At 66.2% G+C, this 21362-nt stretch carries 17 protein-coding genes; 6 read left to right on the top strand and 11 right to left on the bottom strand.

The annotated features are described in order from the left end of the window. Positions 1-243: 243 nt before the first annotated feature. The 3 genes from ACVOLI_RS00635 to radC all read right to left on the bottom strand — a co-directional run bounded on the left by ACVOLI_RS00635 (position 244) and on the right by radC (position 3703). Positions 244-1122, bottom strand: a complete 879-nt coding sequence (locus ACVOLI_RS00635; RefSeq protein WP_481533092.1) for an SPOR domain-containing protein — start codon at positions 1120-1122, stop codon at positions 244-246. A gap of 21 nt (positions 1123-1143) precedes the next feature. Continuing rightward, positions 1144-2832: an arginine--tRNA ligase gene (argS, locus tag ACVOLI_RS00630; RefSeq protein WP_481533091.1), complete on the bottom strand. Its 1689-nt coding sequence runs from the start codon at positions 2830-2832 to the stop codon at positions 1144-1146. A 196-nt stretch (positions 2833-3028) separates the two neighbouring features. After that, entirely contained in the window at positions 3029-3703 is a 675-nt protein-coding gene (gene radC, locus ACVOLI_RS00625) for a RadC family protein (RefSeq protein WP_481533166.1), read from the bottom strand. Between the two features lie 97 nt (positions 3704-3800). On the opposite strand from radC, the gene coaBC reads away from it, so the two are divergent. From coaBC to ACVOLI_RS00610, 3 genes are read left to right on the top strand one after another with little or no spacing between them, the layout of a single operon-like run. After that, positions 3801-5042 (top strand): bifunctional phosphopantothenoylcysteine decarboxylase/phosphopantothenate--cysteine ligase CoaBC, encoded by a 1242-nt coding sequence (gene coaBC / locus ACVOLI_RS00620; protein ID WP_481533090.1) that lies wholly within the window; start codon positions 3801-3803, stop codon positions 5040-5042. After that, positions 5039-5506 (top strand): dUTP diphosphatase, encoded by a 468-nt coding sequence (gene dut / locus ACVOLI_RS00615; RefSeq protein WP_282272235.1) that lies wholly within the window; start codon positions 5039-5041, stop codon positions 5504-5506. The genes coaBC and dut overlap by 4 nt, the downstream gene beginning before the upstream one ends. 15 nt (positions 5507-5521) lie before the next feature. Next, positions 5522-7873, top strand: coding sequence for a phosphomannomutase/phosphoglucomutase (locus ACVOLI_RS00610; RefSeq protein WP_481533089.1), 2352 nt, complete (start codon positions 5522-5524; stop codon positions 7871-7873). 406 nt (positions 7874-8279) lie between these two features. Here ACVOLI_RS00610 and ACVOLI_RS00605 read toward each other — a convergent pair whose 3' ends face one another. The 8 genes from ACVOLI_RS00605 to pyrE form a co-directional block, all read right to left on the bottom strand. Beyond that, positions 8280-8987, bottom strand: coding sequence for a response regulator transcription factor (locus ACVOLI_RS00605; protein ID WP_481510772.1), 708 nt, complete (start codon positions 8985-8987; stop codon positions 8280-8282). Continuing rightward, complete coding sequence (locus tag ACVOLI_RS00600; RefSeq protein WP_481533088.1) at positions 8980-11640, bottom strand: ATP-binding protein; 2661 nt, start codon at positions 11638-11640, stop codon at positions 8980-8982. The genes ACVOLI_RS00605 and ACVOLI_RS00600 overlap by 8 nt, the downstream gene beginning before the upstream one ends. A gap of 36 nt (positions 11641-11676) precedes the next feature. Next, positions 11677-12285: a potassium-transporting ATPase subunit KdpC gene (kdpC, locus tag ACVOLI_RS00595; RefSeq protein ID WP_481533087.1), complete on the bottom strand. Its 609-nt coding sequence runs from the start codon at positions 12283-12285 to the stop codon at positions 11677-11679. Then, positions 12282-14393 (bottom strand): potassium-transporting ATPase subunit KdpB, encoded by a 2112-nt coding sequence (gene kdpB / locus ACVOLI_RS00590; RefSeq protein WP_481533086.1) that lies wholly within the window; start codon positions 14391-14393, stop codon positions 12282-12284. The genes kdpC and kdpB overlap by 4 nt, the downstream gene beginning before the upstream one ends. 8 nt (positions 14394-14401) lie before the next feature. Continuing rightward, positions 14402-16120 (bottom strand): potassium-transporting ATPase subunit KdpA, encoded by a 1719-nt coding sequence (gene kdpA / locus ACVOLI_RS00585; RefSeq protein WP_481533085.1) that lies wholly within the window; start codon positions 16118-16120, stop codon positions 14402-14404. An 11-nt stretch (positions 16121-16131) separates the two neighbouring features. Continuing rightward, positions 16132-16224, bottom strand: coding sequence for a potassium-transporting ATPase subunit F (locus ACVOLI_RS00580; protein ID WP_054660392.1), 93 nt, complete (start codon positions 16222-16224; stop codon positions 16132-16134). A 662-nt stretch (positions 16225-16886) separates the two neighbouring features. Further along, on the bottom strand, positions 16887-17600 hold the full coding sequence (locus tag ACVOLI_RS00575; protein WP_481533084.1) for a hypothetical protein: 714 nt from the start codon (positions 17598-17600) through the stop codon (positions 16887-16889). 15 nt (positions 17601-17615) lie between these two features. Next, a complete protein-coding gene (gene pyrE / locus ACVOLI_RS00570; protein ID WP_481533083.1) occupies positions 17616-18275 on the bottom strand; it encodes an orotate phosphoribosyltransferase in 660 nt (219 codons plus the stop codon). Between the two features lie 197 nt (positions 18276-18472). Here pyrE and ACVOLI_RS00565 point away from each other — a divergent pair, with 197 nt between their 5' ends. The 3 genes from ACVOLI_RS00565 (at position 18473) to ACVOLI_RS00555 (ending at position 21106) form a co-directional block, all read left to right on the top strand. After that, complete coding sequence (locus ACVOLI_RS00565) at positions 18473-19273, top strand: exodeoxyribonuclease III (RefSeq protein WP_481533082.1); 801 nt, start codon at positions 18473-18475, stop codon at positions 19271-19273. Beyond that, positions 19270-20799, top strand: a complete 1530-nt coding sequence (locus ACVOLI_RS00560; protein ID WP_481533081.1) for an AmpG family muropeptide MFS transporter — start codon at positions 19270-19272, stop codon at positions 20797-20799. The genes ACVOLI_RS00565 and ACVOLI_RS00560 overlap by 4 nt, the downstream gene beginning before the upstream one ends. A 79-nt stretch (positions 20800-20878) precedes the next feature. Continuing rightward, entirely contained in the window at positions 20879-21106 is a 228-nt protein-coding gene (locus tag ACVOLI_RS00555) for a hypothetical protein (RefSeq protein WP_296252813.1), read from the top strand. Positions 21107-21362: the final 256 nt, after the last annotated feature.

The following is a 21362-nucleotide window of genomic DNA, read 5'->3' as shown; positions in this document are numbered from 1 at the left end:
ACCTGTCAGTCGCAACAGCCCCCTTTAGTAAAGGGGGCGCGCCGACAGGCGCGGGGTTTTGGATAAGAAGGGCACGGGGCCCAAGATTCGCGAAGCAAATCTTGGGGTGAAGCCGCCATCGGCGGTTTCACCTCCCCCCTTTAGTAAAGGGGGCACGCCGACAGGCGCAGGGTTTTGGACAGGAAGGGCACGGGGCCCAAAGTTTGTTTCACAAACGTTGGGGTGAGGCCGCCATAGGCGACTTCACTGCGCCTTGATCGCCATCGCCTGCAAGCCAGTGCCGTTGAGCTTGGCCTTGGCCTCGGCCAGTTCGCTGGCGGTGCCATACGGGCCCATGCGCACGCGGTATACGGTGTTGCCGTTGATCTGCGCCGATTCCACGCGCGCTGCCAGGCCCATCATCGCCAGCTTGGCCTTGGTCGATTCGGCATCACCCGACGCACCAAACGCACCTGCCTGCAGGATGTAGCGCACGTTCTCGGTCGCAGCCGCCGGTGTGGCTGCAGCGACGGTCGGAGCCGGAGCTGCGGCCGCAGGTGCCGGCTTCGGAGCGGTGGCCGCCGGAGTAACGCTGGCAACCTGCACCGGACGCGATGCCGTTTCGCTGATCGGCGCCGGCTGGCGGGTGGCTTCGCTCACCGGTGCCGGCAACGGACGCCCTTCCAGTGCTGCCTGTGCACGCTGGGCCTCGGTCGGCGGCGTCGCAGGAGTAGCCGGCGTTGCCGCCGCAGTCGCGCGCGCGGCTGCCGCGCGGCGCTGTTCCTCGGCCTTGGCACTGGCGGCCAACTCGGCGTCGGACATCTGTACTTCGGTGCCCGGCAGCAGGGTGTAGAAGTCGTACTGGGTGGCTGGCTTTTCCTCCGGCTTGGCACCGGCAGGCGTGGCTGGCTTGTTCGATTCCACCCCGGCGTCGACGTCGGCGTCAGCAACCGGTGCCGGCTGTGCGTCCGGGTTGGGTTGCGGGCCTACTCGCAGGAAACCGTCGCCGTCCTTCTTGAACAGGTTCGGCGCCGCCAGGAACACCACCGCCGCAATCGCCACGCCGGCAACCAGCCACACCCAGCCGGGCGTGCCATTGTCGTTGTTGCGCCGGGCTTGGGTTTTGCCGCGTCGTGCTGCCATGTCTACTGCGTCTCCAGGTGTTTACATCTTTTCCGGGGCACTGACGCCCAGGATGCTCAGGCCATTGGCCAGGGTCTGCCGTGCGGCGCTGGCCAAGGTGAGCTTGGCGTTGCGCTCGGCTGCATCATCCACCAGCACGGGGGTGCCGTGATACCACGTGTGGAAAGCGTGTGCCAATTCACGCAGGTACTGCGCGATCTGGTGCGGTTCCAGCGCGATGCCGGCTGCTTCCACCACTTCCGGGTAACGCGAGATTTCGTTCATCAGTTCCAGCGAGGCGTCGTCGCCCAGACGCGACAGCGCGGCCAGACCGTCGGCCTGCTTGTAGTCCAGGCCCTTTTCCTGCGCCTGGCGCAGCAGCGAGCACACGCGGGCATGCGCGTACTGCACATAGAACACCGGGTTGTCGCTGCTCTGCTGGCGGGCCAGGTCGATGTCGAAGGTCAGCTGCGAGTCGGGCTTGCGCGCGATCAGGAACCAACGCACCGCATCGCTGCCCACTTCCTCGATCAGGTCACGCAGGGTCAGGTAGCTGCCGGCACGCTTGGACAGCTTCACTTCCTCGCCGCCGCGCATCACCGTCACCATCTGGTGCAGCACGTATTCCGGCCAGCCCTTGGGGATGCCCAGGTCCAGCGCCTGCAGGCCGGCGCGCACACGCGCCAGCGAGCCGTGGTGGTCGGCGCCGAGTTCGGTGATGGCGCGTTCGTAACCGCGCTGCCACTTGCTCAGGTGATAAGCCACGTCCGGCAGGAAGTAGGTGAACGTTCCGTCGGACTTGCGCATCACGCGGTCCTTGTCGTCACCGAAATCGGTGGAGCGCAGCCACAGCGCGCCGCCTTCCTCGTAGGTGTGGCCGGAGCTGATCAGCTGCTGCACGGTCTCGGCGACCTTGCCGTCCTTGTACAGCGAGCTTTCCAGGAAGTAGATATCGAAATCCACGCCGAATGCGGCCAGGTCCAGGTTCTGCTCATTGCGCAGGTAGGCAACGGCGAAGCGGCGGACTTCCTCCAGGTTCTCGGCATCCTTGGCGCCGACGACCTGGCTGCCCTCGAGGTCCACGGTCTCACCCAGCAGGTAGGCCTTGGCCACGTCGCCGATGTATTCACCGTTATAGGCTTCGGCCGGCCACTGCTCATCGCCCGGCTTGAAGCCGCGTGCGCGCGCCTGCACCGACTTGGCCAGGTTTTCGATCTGCACGCCGGCGTCGTTGTAGTAGAACTCACGCTTGGCGTTCCAGCCGTTGGCTTCCAGCACGCGGGCAATGCAATCGCCGATCGCACCGGCGCGGCCGTGGCCGACATGCAGCGGGCCGGTCGGGTTGGCCGACACGTATTCGACGCCGACGCTGCGGCCGTTGCCGCTCAGGTTGCGGCCGTAATCGTCGGCTTCCTTGAGCACGCTGACCACTTCGCGCTGGTAAGCCACCGGCGAGAGTTTGAAATTGATGAAGCCAGGGCCGGCGATCTCGACATTGACGATGTCGTCACTGGCCGGCAATGCGGCAAGCAGCGCCTGCGCAACGGCGCGCGGATTGGTGCGTGCGGCCTTGGCCAGCAGCATGGCGGCGTTGGTGGCGAAATCACCGTGTTCGCGGGTCTTGGGTCGCTCGACCACGAAATCCGGCGGCAGGGTGTCGGCAGGCAAGGTGCCGTTGGCGCGCAAGGCTTCGATGCCTTGGCCGATGAGGGCGCGGAGTTGGGCTTTCACGTGACTATTCTGCTTGAAGCGCGGAACTGACCATTTTACCTGACCTGCGACGAGGCCGCCCGCGGCACGCCTGCTGGGGTCAGCAATGTCAAAAAAACAGAAAAGCTGCGGCGACCAGCGTTCAAGGGGGATTCCGGTGTCCGACCGGGCAGATCTGGGGGCCGGGGTAGGCCGGAGGGGGTTCAGGCTGAGGCGTTCAGACCCAGCCCCGCGCGGCCAGCGACACTGGCGCGCCGTCACCGACCACGAAATGGTCGAGCAGGCGGATATCCACCAGCGCCAAGGCCTGCTGCAGCCGTGCGGTGATGGCGCGGTCGGCCGCCGACGGTTCAGGATTCCCGGACGGGTGGTTGTGGCCGACGATCACCGCCGCAGCGTTGTGGGCCAAGGCCTGGCGGACGACCTCACGCGGATGTACTTCGGCGCTGTCTACCGTCCCTGTGGATAACTCTTCAAAGGCCAAGGCCCGGTGGCGGTTGTCCATGAACAGCACGGCGAACACCTCCTGCGGGCGGTGGCGCAGGCGCTGGGCGAAGTAGCGGCCGGCAGCGGCTGGGTCGGTCAGCGCATCGCCGCGCTCCAGCCCGGCGGCCAGATGGCGCCGGCCCAGTTCCATCGCGGCGCTGAGCTGGCAGGCGCGGGCAGGACCCAGCCCCGGCAATCTGGCCAGTTGCGGTGCGCTGCGGTCCAGCAGTGCCCGCAGCGGGCCGTGCGCATGCAGCAGCTCGCGCGCGGTCTGTACCGCATCGCGCCCGCGCAGGCCCGAGCCGAGGAAAATCGCCAGCAGTTCAGCGTCGGAAAGTGCGGCTGCGCCACGTGCCAGCAGTTTTTCGCGCGGGCGTTCAGCGCTGGGCCAATCACGGATATGCATGAGGGGCAGATTCACCGCCATTTGCCAAAAACTGGATCAGGCGTAACAAAGCCTTCGGTTAAGCTAACCCTTCTTCTGTACCTAGGAATCCCCATCCGTGACCGCCGTTTCCCCCACTTCCCGCCCCTTGGAAGGACAGAAGCTGCTGCTATGCGTAGGCGGTGGCATCGCTGCGTACAAGTCGCTGGAGCTGGTGCGTCGGCTGCGTGATGCCGGCGCCACCGTGCAGGTGGCGATGACGGCTGGTGCGCAGCAGTTCGTCACTCCGCTGAGCTTCCAGGCGCTTTCGGGCCATCCCACCCGGACCACGCTGTGGGACAGCGCCGCCGAGCAGGCCATGGGCCATATTGAACTGGCGCGCTGGGCCGACCGCATCCTCATCGCCCCGGCCACGGCCGACCTGCTGGCGCGGCTGGCGCACGGCAATGCCGACGACCTGGTGACCACGCTGTGTCTGGCCAGTACCGCGCCGCTGACCGTGTGCCCGGCAATGAATCACCGCATGTGGCTGCATCCGGCTACCCAGGCCAACATGGCACTGCTGCGCGAGCGCGGCGTGCAGGTGATCGGGCCGGAGGACGGCCCGCTGGCCGAAGGTGAATCCGGCCCGGGTCGGGTCAGTGAAGCACCAACCATCATTGCTGCGCTTGCCGGCAACCTGGCCCCGCAGGCCCCGGCCAAGCCGGGCCGCCTGAACGGCATGCGCGTGCTCATCAGCGCCGGTCCCACCTACGAAGATCTGGACCCGGTGCGCTATGTCGGCAACCGCAGCAGCGGCAAGATGGGCTATGCCCTGGCCGCCGCCGCCGCCCGCCAGGGCGCGCAGGTGGTGCTGGTCAGCGGACCGGTACAGCTGGCCACGCCGGCCGGTGTGCAGCGCATCGACGTGCGCTCGGCCGCGCAGATGCGTGAGGCCGTACTCGGTGCCTTGCCGGCCGATATCTACATTGGCGCGGCCGCCGTGGCCGATTACACGCCGCGCCAGGTCTCGCCGCAGAAGCTGAAGAAGACCGCCGGCAGCCAGACCCTGACCCTGGAACTGGTGCGCACCGCCGACATCCTGGCCGAAGTGGCCGTGCAGGAGCAGGCCTTGAAGCTGGTGGTGGGCTTCGCCGCCGAAACCCACGATGTGGAGAAGTACGCACGCGGCAAGCTGGCCGACAAGCACCTGGACCTGATCATCGCCAACCAGGTCGGTATCGCTGGCAATGGTTTCGAGAGCGACCAGAACGCAGCCGTGGCCTATTGGAACGACGGCCTGCGCGAATTCCCGGGCACCGCCAAGACCCAGCTGGCCGAACAATTACTGGATTTGATTGCCGAGAGGTTGGACGCATGAGTAATGGACTGCAGCCCTTGCAGGTGAAATTGCTGGACCCGCGCTTCGGCGACAGCTGGCCGCTGCCGGCCTACGCCACCGAGGCCAGCGCCGGCATGGACCTGCGCGCGGCGACCGAAGCGGCGCTGACGCTGGAGCCCGGCGATGCGGCCCTGCTGCCTAGCGGCATCGCGATCCATATCGCCGATCCTGGCCTGTGTGCGGTGGTTCTGCCGCGCTCCGGGCTGGGCCACCGCCACGGCATCGTGCTGGGCAATGGCACCGGCCTGATCGACGCCGATTACCAGGGCCCACTGCTGATCAGTGTGTGGAACCGAGGCCGCGACGCCTTCACCATTGAACCGGGCGACCGGATCGCGCAGTTGGTGGTGATGCCGATTGCACGGGTGACGTTGCAGGTAGTAGATACTTTCATCGACAGTGCACGTGGAACGGGTGGATTCGGCCACACCGGGGTGCGCTGACAGGGGGAACGCACGATGAGCCAAGGGAATGAGAGCGGGCGGCCACGTCCAGCGCTGGGTCGATCAACGCCACTGCTGGCGGTACTGCTGCTGTTGTTGGCCGCCTGGTTCGGCTGGAGTGCGGTAGATCAATGGATGCAGTCCGGTACCAGTGCCGGGCTTGAGCAATCCCGCGATCAGGCCGTGGCTGGCGTGCAGCAGGCGCTGGCTACGCAGACTGCGCAGTTCGGCAAGCAGCTGGCATTGGAGCCGGTCAAGGCCGCGCTGGCCAGCGGTGATGCAGCTGCCGTCGCCTTGGCGGTACGTGACAAGTGGACCGGGGTGGAAGACGCGCAGGTTCTCGACGCCAGCCTGACCGAGGCGTATGCCGATCCGGCGGCGTTCGGCTACTCGCGACTGGCACTGCTGGAACAGGCCATGGCCACCGGCCAGCCGGTAGCGCTGGTGGTCCGCGATGGTGGTAGCCCGAGGCTGGGCCTGGCCGCACCGGTGCTGTTGCAGGGCAAACCGGCGGTGATCTACATCCGTCAGCCGCTGACCCGGCTGACCTCCGTGTTTGATGGCATCGATTCGCCGAACAGCGCCTTTCTCGGGTTGCGCCAGGGTGGTTTCACCATCGTCCAGAAGGGCGCCACCGATCTGGGTAACAGTGCCGATGCACTGGCGCGCCCGGTCGGCGATACCGGCCTGCGCGTTGTCGCTGAGCTGCCGGATGCCAGCGCCGGCTTGATGGGCCTGGGAGTGATTCCAAGCGGTATCGTGGCGTTGTTGCTGGTGGCGATTGCGTTGCTGTTGTTGCTGGGCCGCAAGCGCTTGGCGAATCTACCCGTCCTGCGCAGGAACACCGTGCAGGACGACGATAGCGGCCTGACCCTGCAGGAAGCGCTGGAGCAGGACCCGCAACCGCTGCCGGCCTCGGCCAATGCGCGCGCTGCTGATGCGCCGCCGGCGCGCGTCGAGCCGGGTGCGGACGCGGTCCTGCCGGTCATATTCCGTGCCTACGACATCCGCGGTGTGCTTGGTGCCGAGTTGAATGCCAATGTCGCCACGCTGATTGGCCAGGCCATCGGCAGCGAAATGCAGGCGCAGGGTTTGCGCGATGTGGTGGTGGGCCGCGATGGTCGTCTGTCCGGGCCGGAGCTGGCCGATGCCTTGATCACCGGCCTGCGCCGCGCTGGTTGCGATGTGATCGATATCGGCATGGCACCGACGCCGGTGGTGTATTTCGCCAGTTATCACCTGCGCGCTGGCAGCTGCGTGGCGGTTACCGGCAGCCACAACCCGCCGGACTACAACGGTTTCAAGATCGTCATCGGTGGCGAGACGCTGTCCGGCGACGCCATCACCGACCTGTACAAGCGCATCCAGGAAGGCCGCCTGCAGCATGCCGACAACGAAGGCAGCCTGCAGCAACGTGAGGTCATCAGCGACTACGTGCAGCGCATCGCCGATGACGTGCAGCTGGATCGTCCGCTCAAGGTCGTTGCTGATGCCGGTAATGGCGTGGCTGGCGCAGTGGCGCCGCAGTTGCTGGAAGCCATTGGTGCCGAGGTGATCCCGCTGTACTGCGAAGTGGATGGCGACTTCCCCAACCACCACCCGGACCCCAGCGACCCGCACAACCTCGAAGACCTGGTGCAGATGGTCAAGCGCTTCGACGCGGACCTGGGCGTGGCCTTCGATGGTGATGGCGACCGCCTCGGCGTGGTCACCAAGGATGGCAAGATCATCTTCGCCGACCGTCTGCTGATGCTGTTCGCCGCCGATGTGCTGGCGCGCAACCCCGGCGCGATGGTCATCTACGACGTGAAGTGCACCGGCAAGTTGTCCGATTACATCCTGCGCAACGGCGGCAGCCCGATGATGTGGAAGACCGGGCATTCGCTGGTCAAGGCCAAGATGCGCGAGACCGATGCCGAGCTGGCGGGCGAGATGAGCGGCCACTTCTTCTTCAAGGAACGCTGGTACGGCTTTGATGATGGCCTGTATGCGGCGGCACGCCTGCTGGAGATTCTGGCGCAGCGTGATGAAGAACCGTCCGAGGTATTGAACGAGTTGCCGGATGCGATCTCCACGCCGGAGTTGAAGGTGGCGGTGGAAGAGGGCACGCAGCATGCGCAGGTGGCCTTGATCGTGGCTGCAGCGCAGGTTGAGGACTCGCCGTTCGCAGGCGCGCGCATCTCGACGATCGACGGCCTGCGTGCCGACTTCAGCGATGGCTGGGGTCTGGTGCGTGCCTCCAATACCACGCCGGTGCTGGTGCTGCGTTTTGAGGCCAACGATGAAGTGGCGCTGGAGCGGATCAAGGGTGTGTTCCGCGAGCAGTTGCTGCAGGTGTTGCCGGTGGGGACCGAGCTGGGGTTCTGATCGGCGGTGTCGTTCCGCAAGAGCCGTCCACGCATCGCGTGGGCGGCTTTTTGTTTTCTGGACCTCCGCCATTCGTCAGTTGCTTTCTTGCATAGCAAGTTTTGTTGGAGGGCTTTGGACTGCAGCGAAAAGCACCCCTCCCCAACCCTCCCCTTGGCTGCGCCAAAGGGAGGGAGACAGGCGGCTGCGCTTCGATCTGACAGGCTGCGCGCACTACACCCCCTCCCTTTGGCGCAGCCAAGGGGAGGGCCGGGGAGGGGTTGCCTTTGCTTCAGCCTATGCATGCTTGTGGGAGCGGCGTCAGCCGCGAGGCCACAGTGGCTTCCGTATCCAGCAATCTCAGATCAACGAACGCCTGTTGTTTCACCAGCTTCGCGGCTGACGCCGCTCCTACAAGCCGTGCTGATCACGCACCACCAAACCGCAAACCAACGCCCGGCTCGGTGAACAGATAACGCGACTCCAGCGCCGAATCGCCAAGCTTGTGCCGCAGCCGGCCCACCAGGATGCGAAGGTAGTGCGTGTCATGCCGATGTGTCGGCCCCCAGATTTCCTGCAGGATCTGCGGCTGGGTCACCACCCGCCCGGCATTGCGCAACAGCAAGGCCAGCAATGCGTATTCCTTGCGGGTCAGTGCAATCGCTTCGCCATCCACGCGCACATCGCGGCGTGACAGGTCGATATGCAGGCGGCCGTCATCGAACACCGGCACCTGGCCTTCGCTGTCGGTGCTGCGACTACGCAACAAGGCACGCACCCGGGCCATCAACTCCTGGGTGCCGAACGGCTTGGTCACGTAGTCATTGGCGCCGTTGTCCAGGGCGCGCACCTTCTCCGCTTCGCCGGCGCGCACGCTGAGCATGATCACCGGCACCTGGCTCCATTGCCGTAACTCGGCCAGCACGTCGTGGCCTTCCATGTCGGGCAGGCCGATATCCAGCACCACCAGATCGGCGCCGTCCTCGGCCAGCCGCTGCAGGCCCTCGGCGCCGTTGGCGGCCTGGCTCACCGCATAGCCCTGCGCGCGCAGCGAAATATCCAGAAAGCGCCGGATCTGCACTTCGTCATCGACCACCAGCACGCGCGGCGGCGGAATGGCCGGCGCTTCAGCCATCATCGCGCGGGCTCTCGGGGTGCGGCTGGAGCAGGGGCAGGGTCATGCGGATCAGGGTACCGCGTCCGCCGCGTCCCGGCAGCGCTTCGACGCTGCCACCGTGCGCGCCGATCATGCCCTGGCAGATGGTCAGGCCCAGGCCGGTGCCCTGGCGGCCGCGGTCGCCACGCTCCACGCTGTAGAACATGTCGAAGATGCGCGAACGTTCGGCGTCGGGAATGCCCGGGCCGGCGTCGATCACCTCGATACGCAGCTCATTGCCCTGCTGGCGTGCGCGTACTTCGACGGGCACGCCGGGTGGCGAAAATTTGGCGGCGTTCTCCATCACGTTGAACACGGCCTGCTCGACCAGCGCCGGGTGCACCCAGATCGGCACCATGTCCGCCGGAATATCCAGCTGCAGGCGCACGTCCGGTTGGTAGCGCTGCAGGCGGCGTGCGGCCGAGCCGATCAGCTCGTCCACGCCGATCCAGTCACGGTTGAGCTTGAGTCCGTCGTGGCCGAGCCGGGTCATGTCGAGCAGGTTCTGGATGTAGCGGTCCAGCCGCTCGCCCTCGACCACGATGGTGTCGAGCAGGGCGCGGCGGTCGTTGGCATCCATCGCATCGGCGTAGTTGGACAGGCTGTCGGCCGAGCCGATCATCGCTGCCAGCGGCGAGCGCAGGTCGTGCGAGACCGAGGACAACAGGGCCGAGCGCAGGCGCTCGGTTTCGTTGTGCAGGTGCGCGGTTTCCAGATCGGCGACCAGCCGTGTGCGCAATGCGGCCTGGGCGATGTCGTCGGCCATCGCTTCCACCAGCTGGCGCTGTTCCGGGGCCAGCCGTGGATGTTGATGATCGAAGCGCAGGCCGGCCACGCCGATTGCGTGCGCTTCGCCGTCAAGCAGCGGCAGGAACCACCAGCCGGCGCCGGCCAGGGTGTCGGTGAAGCGGCCGGCCGCTTGCCCATGCCGCAGCGCCCAATCGGCGGCAGCCAGGTCGGTATCGCCCGGCGCTGCCGTGCCACTGGTGCTGGTGTCATCGCCCAGCCGCACCCACGCCGGTGCATCCAGTGCCTGCTCCAGGGCCACGCGGCCAGCATGCGCGACCTGGGCATTGTCGGTGGCACCGACAAGCTGCCGGCCCAAGGTCTGCCGCACATTGGCATGGCGATTGGCCGCGCGCAGCGCCACCACCTGCATGCGCAGACGCGATGCCAAACGGCCGGCAACCAGTGCGGCGGCGAGGAACAGGAAGACGGTGATCACGCCTTGCCGCGCACTGATCGCAAAGGTGAAACGCGGTGCGATGAAGAAGAAGTTATAGGCGAGGAAGCACAGCGTCGCCGCCAGCACCGCCGCGCTCATGCGGGTGCGCGCCGCCACCAGCACCACCGCGACGATGAACACCATCGCCAGGTCGCTCAGGCCTATCCAGTGTTCGCCCAGCCATGCGGCCAGGCAGGCGCCGACGGTGGCCAATACCGCCGTCATCGCATCCTTGCCCCAGCTGTCCGGGGCCAGCGCCAGGCCGAAGCGACGCGCGTTGGCGCGTGCCTGCGGCGTGCTGATGATGGTGATTTCGTAGTGCGCGCCGCGCTGGATCAGCTGCTGGGTCAGGGTCTGGTTGAACAGCCGCGCCAGCGGCCGCTCGCGGGTGCGGCCGAGCACCAGCGACGACACGGCGTTGTGCGCGGCGTAGTCGAGCAGCGCATCGGCAATGCCCGGCCCGTGCAGCAGCTCGGCATCGCCGCCCAGACGCCGCGCCAGTGCGAACGCATCGTCGATCTCGCGGCGGGTGGCCTCGTCGTGGCGGCGGTGCTGCACGGTCACCACGGTCCACGGTGCATCGCGGCGCTCGGCGATGCGTCGCGCCACCCGCACCAGGTATTCGCTCTGGCCGCCGCCGTCGATGGCGACCACAACGCGCCGACGCAGCGGCAGATTGCCTTCGCCGCGTGCGGCGCGGGTCTCGCGCAGGCTGCTGTCGACGCGGTCGGCAGCTTCCTGCATCGCCAGTTCGCGCAGGGCGGTGAGGTTGGCCGGCGAGAAGAATGCCTGCAGTGCCTGCGCTGCCTGTTCCGGCACGTAGACCTTGCCCTGCTGCAGGCGTTCGATCAGCTCGCGCGGCGGCAGGTCGACCAGCACGATGTCGTGCAAACGGTCGAACACCACGTCGGGCACAGTCTCGCTGACGCGTACGCCGGTGATGCGCATCACCACATCGTTGAGGCTTTCCAGGTGCTGGATGTTGATCGTGGTCCATACGTCGATGCCGGCATCGAGCAGCTCCATCACGTCCTGCCAGCGCCGTTCGTGGCGGCTGCCGGGAGCATTGCGATGGGCCAGCTCATCGACCAGCACCAGCGCCGGCTTGCGTGCCAGCACCGCATCCAGATCCATTTCCTGCAGCTGATGGCCGTGGTACTCCACCGCGCACATTGCAATGCGCGGCAGGCCGTCGAGCAGGGCGGCGGTGTCGTTGCGGCCATGGGTTTCAACCACGGCCGCAACGACATCCACCCCACGCCGCAGCTGTTCCTGGGCGCGGGTGAGCATGCTGAAAGTCTTGCCCACGCCCGGTGCGGCGCCGAGGAACACGGTCAGCTTGCCGCCGGCGTCGCGTTGCAGGGCCTCGGCCAAGGCATCGGCCTGGCGGCTACGGGAGTCGTTCATGGCGACGATTGTGCGCTGTTGCAGGTGCGCCCCGCATCACGGCGCATGCGCGGCCTGATCCAGCGCCCGGTTGAGGGCAATCACGTTGATCCGTGGCTGCCCGAACACGCCCCATTGGCGGTCCTGCAGTTGTGCATCAACCAACGCCTGCACCTGTGCCAGCGGCAAACCACGTGCAGCGGCCACACGCGCCACCTGCATCTGTACGGCAGCAGGCGACAGCTCCGGATCCAAGCCGCTGGCCGACTGCGTGACCAGATCGCCCGGCACGGTGGCCGGATCGATCTTCTCGCGCGCTGCGGCGGCAGCAGTGGCTTCGCTGACCCGCTTGACCAGGTCCGGATTGCTGCGCGCCATATTGCTGCCGGCCGCGGCCATCGGATCGTAGTTGGCCGCCGAAGGACGCGTCTGGAAGTAGCCATTGCCAGCGAACGGCTGCGCCAGATACAGCGAGCCACGCACCTGTCCGTCGGTATCGCGGATCAGGCTGCCATCAGCCTGCGCCGGAAACAACGCGCCGGAGACGCCGGTCGCCAACACTGCATAGACCAGGCCGGTGCCAAGCAGGCCGAACAAGGACAGGCCAATGGCCGGCCACCACAGCGGGTTGCCGGCACGACGGGAGGAAGTGTTGGAGGTGTTCATGCGCCAAATACCAGGACAAGAAGGAGGTCGATGGCCTTGATGGCCGCAAACGGCAGCAGCACGCCGCCCAGGCCGTACACCAGCATGTTCCGGCGCAGCAGCGCGGTGGCGGTGGCCGGACGGAAGCGCACGCCGCGCAGGGCCAGCGGAATCAGGGCCGGGATCACCAAGGCATTGAAGATCAGCGCTGCCAGCACCGCATTGCGCGGGCTCGACAGCTGCATCACGTTCAAGGCCGCCATCGACGGAATGCTGGCGGCGAATAGCGCCGGCAGGATCGCGAAGTACTTGGAGACGTCGTTGGCCAGCGAGAAGGTGGTCAGCGCACCGCGGGTGATCAGCTGCTGCTTGCCGACTTCCACCACGGCCAGCAGCTTGGCCGGATCCGAATCCAGATCGACCATGTTGCCGGCTTCCTTGGCCGCCTGCGTGCCGGAGTTCATTGCCAAACCGATATCGGCCTGGGCAAGCGCTGGTGCATCGTTGGTGCCGTCACCGACCATCGCCACCAGCCGGCCACCGGCCTGCTCGGCACGGATGCGCGCCAGCTTGTCTTCCGGCCGGGCCTGCGCGATGTAGTCGTCGACACCGGCCTCGGCGGCGATGGCGGCGGCGGTGAGCGGGTTGTCGCCGGTGATCATCACCGTGCGGATACCCATCGCCCGCAGCTGCGCGAATTTCTCGCGCATGCCGTGCTTGACCACGTCGGCCAGCTCGACCACGCCGAGTACGTGCTTTCCTTCGCTGACCACCAGCGGCGTGGCACCGCCACGGGCAACCTGATCCACCCGCGCCTGCAGCTCGTTCGGCACGCTGCCGCCCAAGGCCAGTACATGCGCGGTGATGGCATCGGAGGCTCCCTTGCGGATGCTGCGGCCGTTGTCCAGGTCAACGCCGGACATGCGGGTTTGTGCGGTGAAGGGCAGATAATTCAGGACCCCGCACATGGATGTGCGGGCTTTTGCGGAGGGATCCGCATGAACGTGGTCCGGCTCGGCGGTGGTGCAACCCTGCTGGCGTGCCAAGCGCACGATGGATTTGCCTTCCGGAGTCGGGTCCGCCAGTGACGACAGCAGCGATGCTTCACGCAGCTGTGCAGCGTCGATACCGGCCAGTGGATGGAAGTGGGTGGCCTGACGGTCGCCGTAGGTGATGGTGCCGGTCTTGTCCAGCAACAGCACGTCGACGTCGCCGGCTACTTCCACGGCCTTGCCGGACTTGGCCAGCACATTGGCCGACAACGCACGGTTCATGCCGGCGATGCCGATGGCCGGCAGCAGGCCGCCGATGGTGGTCGGGATCAGGCACACCAGCAGGGTGATGAGCAGCAGCGGATCGACCGTGACGCCGACAAAGCCGGCAATCGCCGGCAGCGTTGCCACCACCACCAGGAAGGTCAGCGACATCGCCGCCAGCAACAGGGTCAACGCGATCTCGTTTGGCGTCTTCTGCCGGTTGGCACCTTCGACCAGCGCGATCATGCGGTCGAGGAAGCTGTGGCCCGGCTCGGCACTGACCCGCACCACGATCTCGTCAGACAGCACCTTGGTGCCGCCGATCACGCCGGAGCGGTCGGTCTCGGCCTCGCGCAGCACCGGTGCGGATTCGCCGGTGACAGCAGCCTCATTGATGGTGGCCAGACCACGCACGATCTCGCCGTCGGCCGGCACGAACTCGCCGGCACTGACGATCACATACTCACCGGGGCGCAGCTCGGCAGCGGGGACGCGGCTTTCGGCAGCACCCTGCAACGGCGTGGCGACACGCCGTGCGACCAGGTCCTGGCGTGCACGGCGCAGCGACGCGGCCTGGCCACGGCCACGCGCCTCGGCCACGGCTTCGGCGAAATTGCCGAACAGCACCGTCACCAGCAGGATCGCGGTGACGGCCAGGCCAAAGCCCAACGGCGCGGTGCCGCTGAGGGTGACGATCAGCGCCAGCACGGTGCCGGCCATCACCACCGCCATCACCGGGTTGTGCAGCAGGTGCAGCGGCGACAGTTTGCGGACCGAGTCGAGCAGCGCACGGCGCAGGCCGGCGGCATCGAGCAGGGTGGGGCGGCGCGCTGCCGCAGGAGAAGATGCCGCAGGAGAGGCGGAGCGGTTCATGGAGGCGTTCACGGTGAGGGGGCTCCCTGCAGGGCCACCAGGCTCAGGTGTTCGGCCACCGGGCCAAGCACCAGCGCTGGCAGGAACTGCAGCACGGTAAGGACAATGACCACGCAGATAAGCGTCAATGCGAAGGTCGGGGTTTCAATCTGCAGGCTGCCCGCGCTTTGCGGCACCTGCCGCTTGGCGGCCAGCTGGGTGGCGATGACCAGCGGGATGATCAGGATCGGGAAACGACCCAGCACCAACACCAGTGCGCAACTCAGGTTCCACCACATGGTGTTGTCGGCCAGTCCTTCAAAGCCCGAGCCGTTGTTGGCATAGGCCGAGGTGAACTCGTAGAACACCTGGCTGATGCCATGGAAGCCGGGGTTGGAGGTGCCGGCCAGGCCGGGCACGGCCAGGGTCAGTGCGGTCAGCCCGAGCAGGGTGATCGGCTGCAGCAACACCAGCACCGCGAGCAGGCGTACCTGTGGTGTTTCCAGCTTGCGGCCCAGCAGCTCGGGTGTGCGACCGGTCATCAAGCCGGCCAGGAACACCGCCATCATCAGATAGACCAGGAACTGCTGGATGCCGCAGCCGATGCCGCCCCAGATGGCACTGATCAGCATGTTGACGATGGGCATCATGCCGCCGAGCGGGCTCAGCGAATCATGCATGCCGTTGACCGAACCGTTCTGCACCTGGGTGGTGATGGACGACCACAGCGCTGTGCCATCGGCACCGAAGCGTGCTTCCTTGCCTTCCATCAGCAAGGCGCTGGTGGCGCTGCGGCTGTGGCCTTCCAGCCACAGGCTGGCGCTGGTGGACAGTACCGACATGGTCAGCATGCAGCCGAACACCAGCGCACCAAAGCGACGCCGGCCGGTGAAGCTGCCGAGCATGCAGATGATGGCCATGGGGATCAGCAGGATGCCGATCAGTTCCAGTGCATTCGACAAGGGCGTCGGGTTTTCCAGCGGGAAGGCGCTGTTCGGGCCGTACCAGCCGCCGCCATTGGCGCCGAGCTGCTTGGCTGCGACCATCGCCGCGACCGGGCCGAGCGGGATCTTCTGCGTGTCCATGCCGGCACTGGCATCGATCGGCGTCGCCTGCGGGCCAGCGGCCAGCGTGGAAGGCACGCCCTGCCAGTTCAGCAGCAGCGTCCATACCAGGCACAGCGGCAGCAGGAAGCGCAGGCACAGGCGCACCACGTCGGCGTAGTAGTTGCCCACGGTGACGCGTACGGGGGCATTGCCGGTGTCGTTGCTGGCAGGCTTCATGAACAAGGCACGCAGCGTTGCCACTGCAAGTGCCAAGCCCATCATCGGGGTGATCACCTGCAGGCCGGTGATGCCGGTCATCTGCGCGAAATAGGACAGCTGCGCCTGGCCGCTGTAGTGCTGCTGGTTGGTGTTGGTCAGGAACGACACCATGGTGTGCAGCGCGGTGTCCCAACGCATGTTGGGAATGTTGTCCGGATTCAACGGCAACCAGGCCTGGGTCATGAACACCGCCTGGGTCAGCACCGCCAACACCAGGTTGCTGATCAGGAACGCGACCACATAGCCGCGCCAGGACATGGAGTGGTTGGGATCAATGCCGAGCACGCGGTACAGCGGTTTTTCGACCCAATGGAAGAGGACGTCGATGCGCATCGGCGTACCGCGCATCAGCCGCGCCAGGTACAGGCCGAGCGGCCATGCCAGCGCCAGGCTGGCCAGAATGATGAGGATGGGTTCAATCACGATGGCGCTCCTCAGAACGACTCAGGTCGTAGGACCGCGTACAACAGGTAGGCAGCGGCGATCAGCACCACTACGCCGCACAACAGAGCAAGCCAGCCGGGCATGGAAACCTCGAATCAGGATCAGGACGCGGCCGGGGATGCCGGAGTATGCGTCGATGGACGGGTAGGGCGGCAGGCAGGCGCGAGCGACAAGTCTGATCACCCCGATCAGGCCGCTATCGTCCGCCCGGGGGGCGTAAACGATCGACGCTGCTGGGGTTGGGTTGGCGTAAAAGGCGCGTAAAAAGTGGGGTTTTGGGGAGGGGCGGCTGACGGCGCGGTGGAAGCGGCGTCAAAGTCCAGAACCAGAGCCAAAACTGAAGCCAGGGCCGAAGCCAGGGCCGAAGCCAGAGCCAGGGCCAGGGCCGAAGCCAGAGCCAGGGCCGAAGCCGAAGCCGAAGCCCCCTCATCCGCCCCTGCGGGGCACCTTCTCCCGCAGGCGGGAGAAGGCATGGCGGTCATGGCTTGCGGCTGGCTTTGCTTTGGCTCACGGACTTTCAGCAGCTCAGGGACTTGCAGCAGCTCGCGGACTTGGAATTGCAGGAAGCCAATCCCTTCTCCCGTTTACGGGAGAAGGTGCCCCGTAGGGGCGGATGAGGGGAAGCTTTTGACTGGAAGCTTTTAAGAAGAAAGCGGCCCTCAGGCCGCTTTCATTCTCAATCCAACAATTGATCGGGAAAGCCCCTGCCGAGCATGGCTCGGCACTACCGCCTACCGGCTATCGCTCAGCCTTTGGCAGGCTCTGTGCTGGCAGTAGGTGCGGTTGCAGCCGCTGCGGTATCAACCGGCGCTGCAATCCCCTTCAGCTCGCGATACCGCGCCAGGCTCTCGGCGATCTCAACTTCCAATGCCTGCCGCTGCTGCTCAAACGCCATCTGCAGGCGCAGCTGTGCGATCAGTTCGTTGTGACGCTGGCGGATCTCGCCGGCCTGCTTGTCAGGTACCTTCTGCCCGGCCAACTCTTTGTTGCCGGCGTTGGCGAGCTGGGAGGCCAAGGCGCCACGCAGGCTGGTCACGTTGAAGATGGCGGTCTTGACGTTGTTGTCGACAATCGCCGTGCGCTCACTGAACACACGGCGCAGATCATCTTCAGTGGCGTAGGTGGACAGCATCGCCTGCTCGGTACGCTTGCGCGTATCAGCCGCCGCTGCGTCCACTTCCTCCTGGGCTTTGGCCAGGGCCGCGTCGGCACGTTCTTCGGCGGTGAGCGCGCGCTGCACATCCGCACCGCGGATGCCGCTACGGGCGTTGAACTCCTCGCGCGCCTTGTTCACCGCTTCCGGTGGCAAGGTGTCCGAACAGATGCGCTTGCCGCCTTCATCCCAGCAATACAGCTTCTTGCCGGGATCGGCTGGCTTGTTCTGCGCCAGCGCCGGCAATGCCAGTGCAGCCAGCATCAGCACCAACGTCGCGGCGGTTTTGGACGGATTCGGCACCATGGCAGCCCCCTGCTATCAGCCTGTCGGATTGCTCCCGTAGCGGCCACGGTAGGCCAGCAACGGTTCGCGATAGCCAACAAGTTCCGGGTTCCCGGACGCGAATGCAAGCAGATCGGCCAGATTGGCTACTGCGATCACCGGAATACCTGTCTCCGCGGACACCGCCTGGGCGGCTGAACGGCGGTCTTCTTCCGAGGCGATTTCCTGGCGGTCCAGCGCCACCACGATGCCGGCCGGGATGCCCTTGGCTTCGCGGATGATGGCCAGGGCCTCGCGGATGGCGGTGCCGGCGGTGATCACGTCGTCGACGATCAGGATGCGCTTGCCGGCCATGTCGGCGCCGATCAGGGTGCCGCCTTCGCCGTGGTCCTTGGCTTCCTTGCGGTTGAAGGTCAACGGCAGGTTGCGGCCGCGGTGCGAGAACTCGCAGGCAATCGAGGTGGCCAGCGGGATGCCCTTGTAGGCCGGGCCGAACAGCTGGTCGAAGGCAATACCGGCGTCGTCGATGGCGTCGGCGTAGCAGTTGCCCAGCTGGGCCAGCGCCAGACCGGTGTCAAAACGGCCGGCATTGAAGAAATACGGGCTCACCCGGCCAGACTTGAGGGTGAACTGGCCAAAACGCAGCGCGTCGGCGTTCAACGCCAGCTGCAGGAAACGGGAACGGTGGTCACTCATGTAAATACGCTGTCTTATCGTCTATTGAGGCTCCTAGGGTAAAGCATGGCCCTTGCAATTGCTGCGCTGCGGGTCGGGGCAGGGTCCCCGCAGCGAACCGGGCTGCTGTCAGGGTAAAGCTGAGGCCCGGTTTGTCGGCCGCCCCGGTCCGGGCGGTATGCTGTGCCGGTCTTGAGCTTTCCCAATAGCGGTCCTTCATGCGTATTACCAGCTTCAATGCCAACGGCATCCGTTCGGCCACCACCAAGGGCTTCAACGAGTGGTTCCTGGCCCAGCAGGCCGACGTGCTCTGCATCCAGGAGACCAAGGCGCAGGAGTCGCAGCTGACCGACGCGCTGTTCCGCCCGGACGGCCACCATTGTTTCTACCGCGACGCCATCACCAAGAAGGGCTATAGCGGCGTAGGTATCTGGAGCCGGCGTGAGCCGGACGAGGTGCGTACGGCACTGGGCTGGGCGCCGTTCGATGACGAAGGCCGCTACATCGAGGCGCGCTTCGGCAACCTCAGCGTGGTTTCGTTCTATATCCCCTCCGGGTCCTCGGGCGAGCTGCGCCAGGGCTTCAAGTACGAGGTGATGGAATGGTTGAAGCCGATCCTCGACGAATGGCTGGCCAGCGGCCGCGACTATGTGCTGTGCGGCGACTGGAACATCGTGCGCAGCGCGCTGGACATCAAGAACTGGAAATCCAACCAGAAGAACTCCGGCTGCCTGCCGCAGGAGCGCGACTGGATGAACGGCTTCTGCGCCGACCAGGCCGAGCTGACCGATACCGCCAATGGCCGTGGCTGGGTCGATGCCTACCGCGCGCTGCACCCGGAAGGCCAGGACTACACCTGGTGGAGCAACCGCGGCGCGGCCCGCGCCAATGACGTCGGTTGGCGCATCGACTACCAGTTCGTCACCCCCGGCCTGCGTGAGCGCCTGCGCGGCAGCTCGATCTATACCGGCCAGCGCTTCTCCGACCACGCCCCGTTCACCGTGGACTACGACCTGTGAGTGAAGCGGTAGTGGAAGCCCCGCCGGCCGGGCTGCAACGCCTGCGCCGGTTGTTCGTGATCCTCCTGCTCGGTTTTGCCTCCGGCCTGCCGTTGGCGCTGACCGGCGGCGCGATGCAGGCCTGGCTGACCGTGGACGGGCTGGACCTGGTCACGCTCGGCTTCCTGTCACTGATCGGTATCCCGTACACCTTCAAGTTCCTGTGGGCGCCGCTGATCGACCGCTTCGATCTGCCAATACTCGGGCGCAGGCGCGGCTGGATCGTACTGATGCTGTTCGCGCTTGGCGTGGCGTTGACCTTCATGAGCACGCTGTCGCCATCGCGCAACCTGGCGTTGTTCGCGTCGGTCGCGGTGCTGGTGGCCTGCTTGTCGGCGACGCTGGATGTGGTGATCGATGCCTACCGCACCGATCTGCTGGCGCCGGCCGAGCGCGGCCTGGGCGGTTCGCTTACCGTCCTTGGCTATCGTCTGGCGATGGTTCTTTCTGGCGGCATCACCCTGATATGGGCCGAGCAATGGCAGAGCTGGCCGCAGGTCTACCGGGTGATGGCGGGCCTGTCGGTGGCAGTGGGCGTGTTGGCGCTGCTGTTGATGCCGCAGCTGCCGGAGCGCTTCAAGGCACCGGTCTCCAAGGCCGGCGGTGAGCTGCGTGGTTTCCTGGCGCTGGTCGCCGGCGTGGCGCTGGGCGCATGGCTGGCCCATCAGGTGCTGGTGTTGTTCGGGCTCGATCCGGACAGCACCGACCGCTGGGTGCGGCTGGTGTTCGTCGTCACCCAGATCGCCGCGGCCATGGTGTTGGGGCTGGGGGTTACCCGTTGGGTGCGGTTCGAGACACTGAACGCATCGCTGCGCAGTTATTTCGGCATGCGTGGCGCGGGGGCATTCCTGGCCTTGGTGGTGCTGTACAAGGTGGGCGATGCGTTCGCGTTGAGCCTGTCCACCCCGTTCCTGCTCAAGGGCATGGGTTTCAGCCAGGCTGAAGTGGGGCTGGCCAACAAGACCATCGGCCTGCTGATGACGATTGTTGGCGCCATCGTCGGTGGCTTCTTCCTGCTGCGTCTGCGTCTGTCGACGGCGGTGATCGGCTTCGGCGTGCTGCAGTTGGTGTCCAACCTCGGTTTCTACCTGCTGGCGCGGGAAGGAGCAGGGGCCTGGGGCACGGTTGAGGTGCCGGCGTTCAACCTGTTGATCGTCCACCTGGACCAGCCCACCCCGATGGATGGCCTGCTGCTGTTTGCATTGAGCTTGGACAACTTCGCCGGTGGCATGGGCACGGCCGCGTTTGTTGCCCTGCTCAGTGGTCTGTGCGGGACGCGTTTCTCGGCTACCCACTACGCCTTGCTATCGGCATTTGCGACCCTGGGGCGGGTGTTTGTCGGGCCGTTTGCAGGGGTGTTGGCCGACGCCTATGGCTGGCAGATTTTCTTCCTGGTATCGGTGGTGGTGGGCCTGCCGGGCCTGCTGATGGCATGGTGGCTGCGGTGCGAGGTCGATGCCACTACCCAGCTGTCGCGCGCTGGTTGATGCCGCGCGCCGATTGAATCCGCCGGCGGTGTCGTTGATGATGCCGCCGGGGGGCTCCGCCGACAGTAGTGTGGTGCACATGGCTGACGTGACTCTGCGTGATATCGATCCGCTGCTGATGGAGCGCATTCGCCGCCTGTCGGTGGCGCGCGGCTGGACCCGCGAGGAAACCTGCCTGGCTTTGCTGGAACAAGGCTTGTTCACCAGCGAACACCACGTACGTGGCGGCTTCGAAGAGCCTGAAGTGGATGTCCTGTCCGAGGCCATCAAGGCCCTGCAGGCGCTGCCGACCGGCAGCGACATCTGAGGACTGTAGAGCCGAGCCATGCTCGGCTGAGGCCTTCCAGGCAATGCCTGAAATGCCTGTAGGAGCGGCGTAAGCCGCGAAGCTGACCCTGCGTCCACGCGACGTGCATACAGAATGCCCGGATTGCCGGGCATTTCCGCAACCGGGCCGACCAGTGGCTTGGGGGGGGGGGGCCCCCCGGCCACCCCCCCGGGGGCGGGCGAAAAATAAACCCCCCCGGGCACGGGCCCCCCCCCCCCCCCGCGCCGCGGCGGCG

Source organism: Stenotrophomonas sp. STEN029 (assembly GCF_056760015.1).
This window is presented reverse-complemented; position numbering and strand designations above follow the sequence as displayed.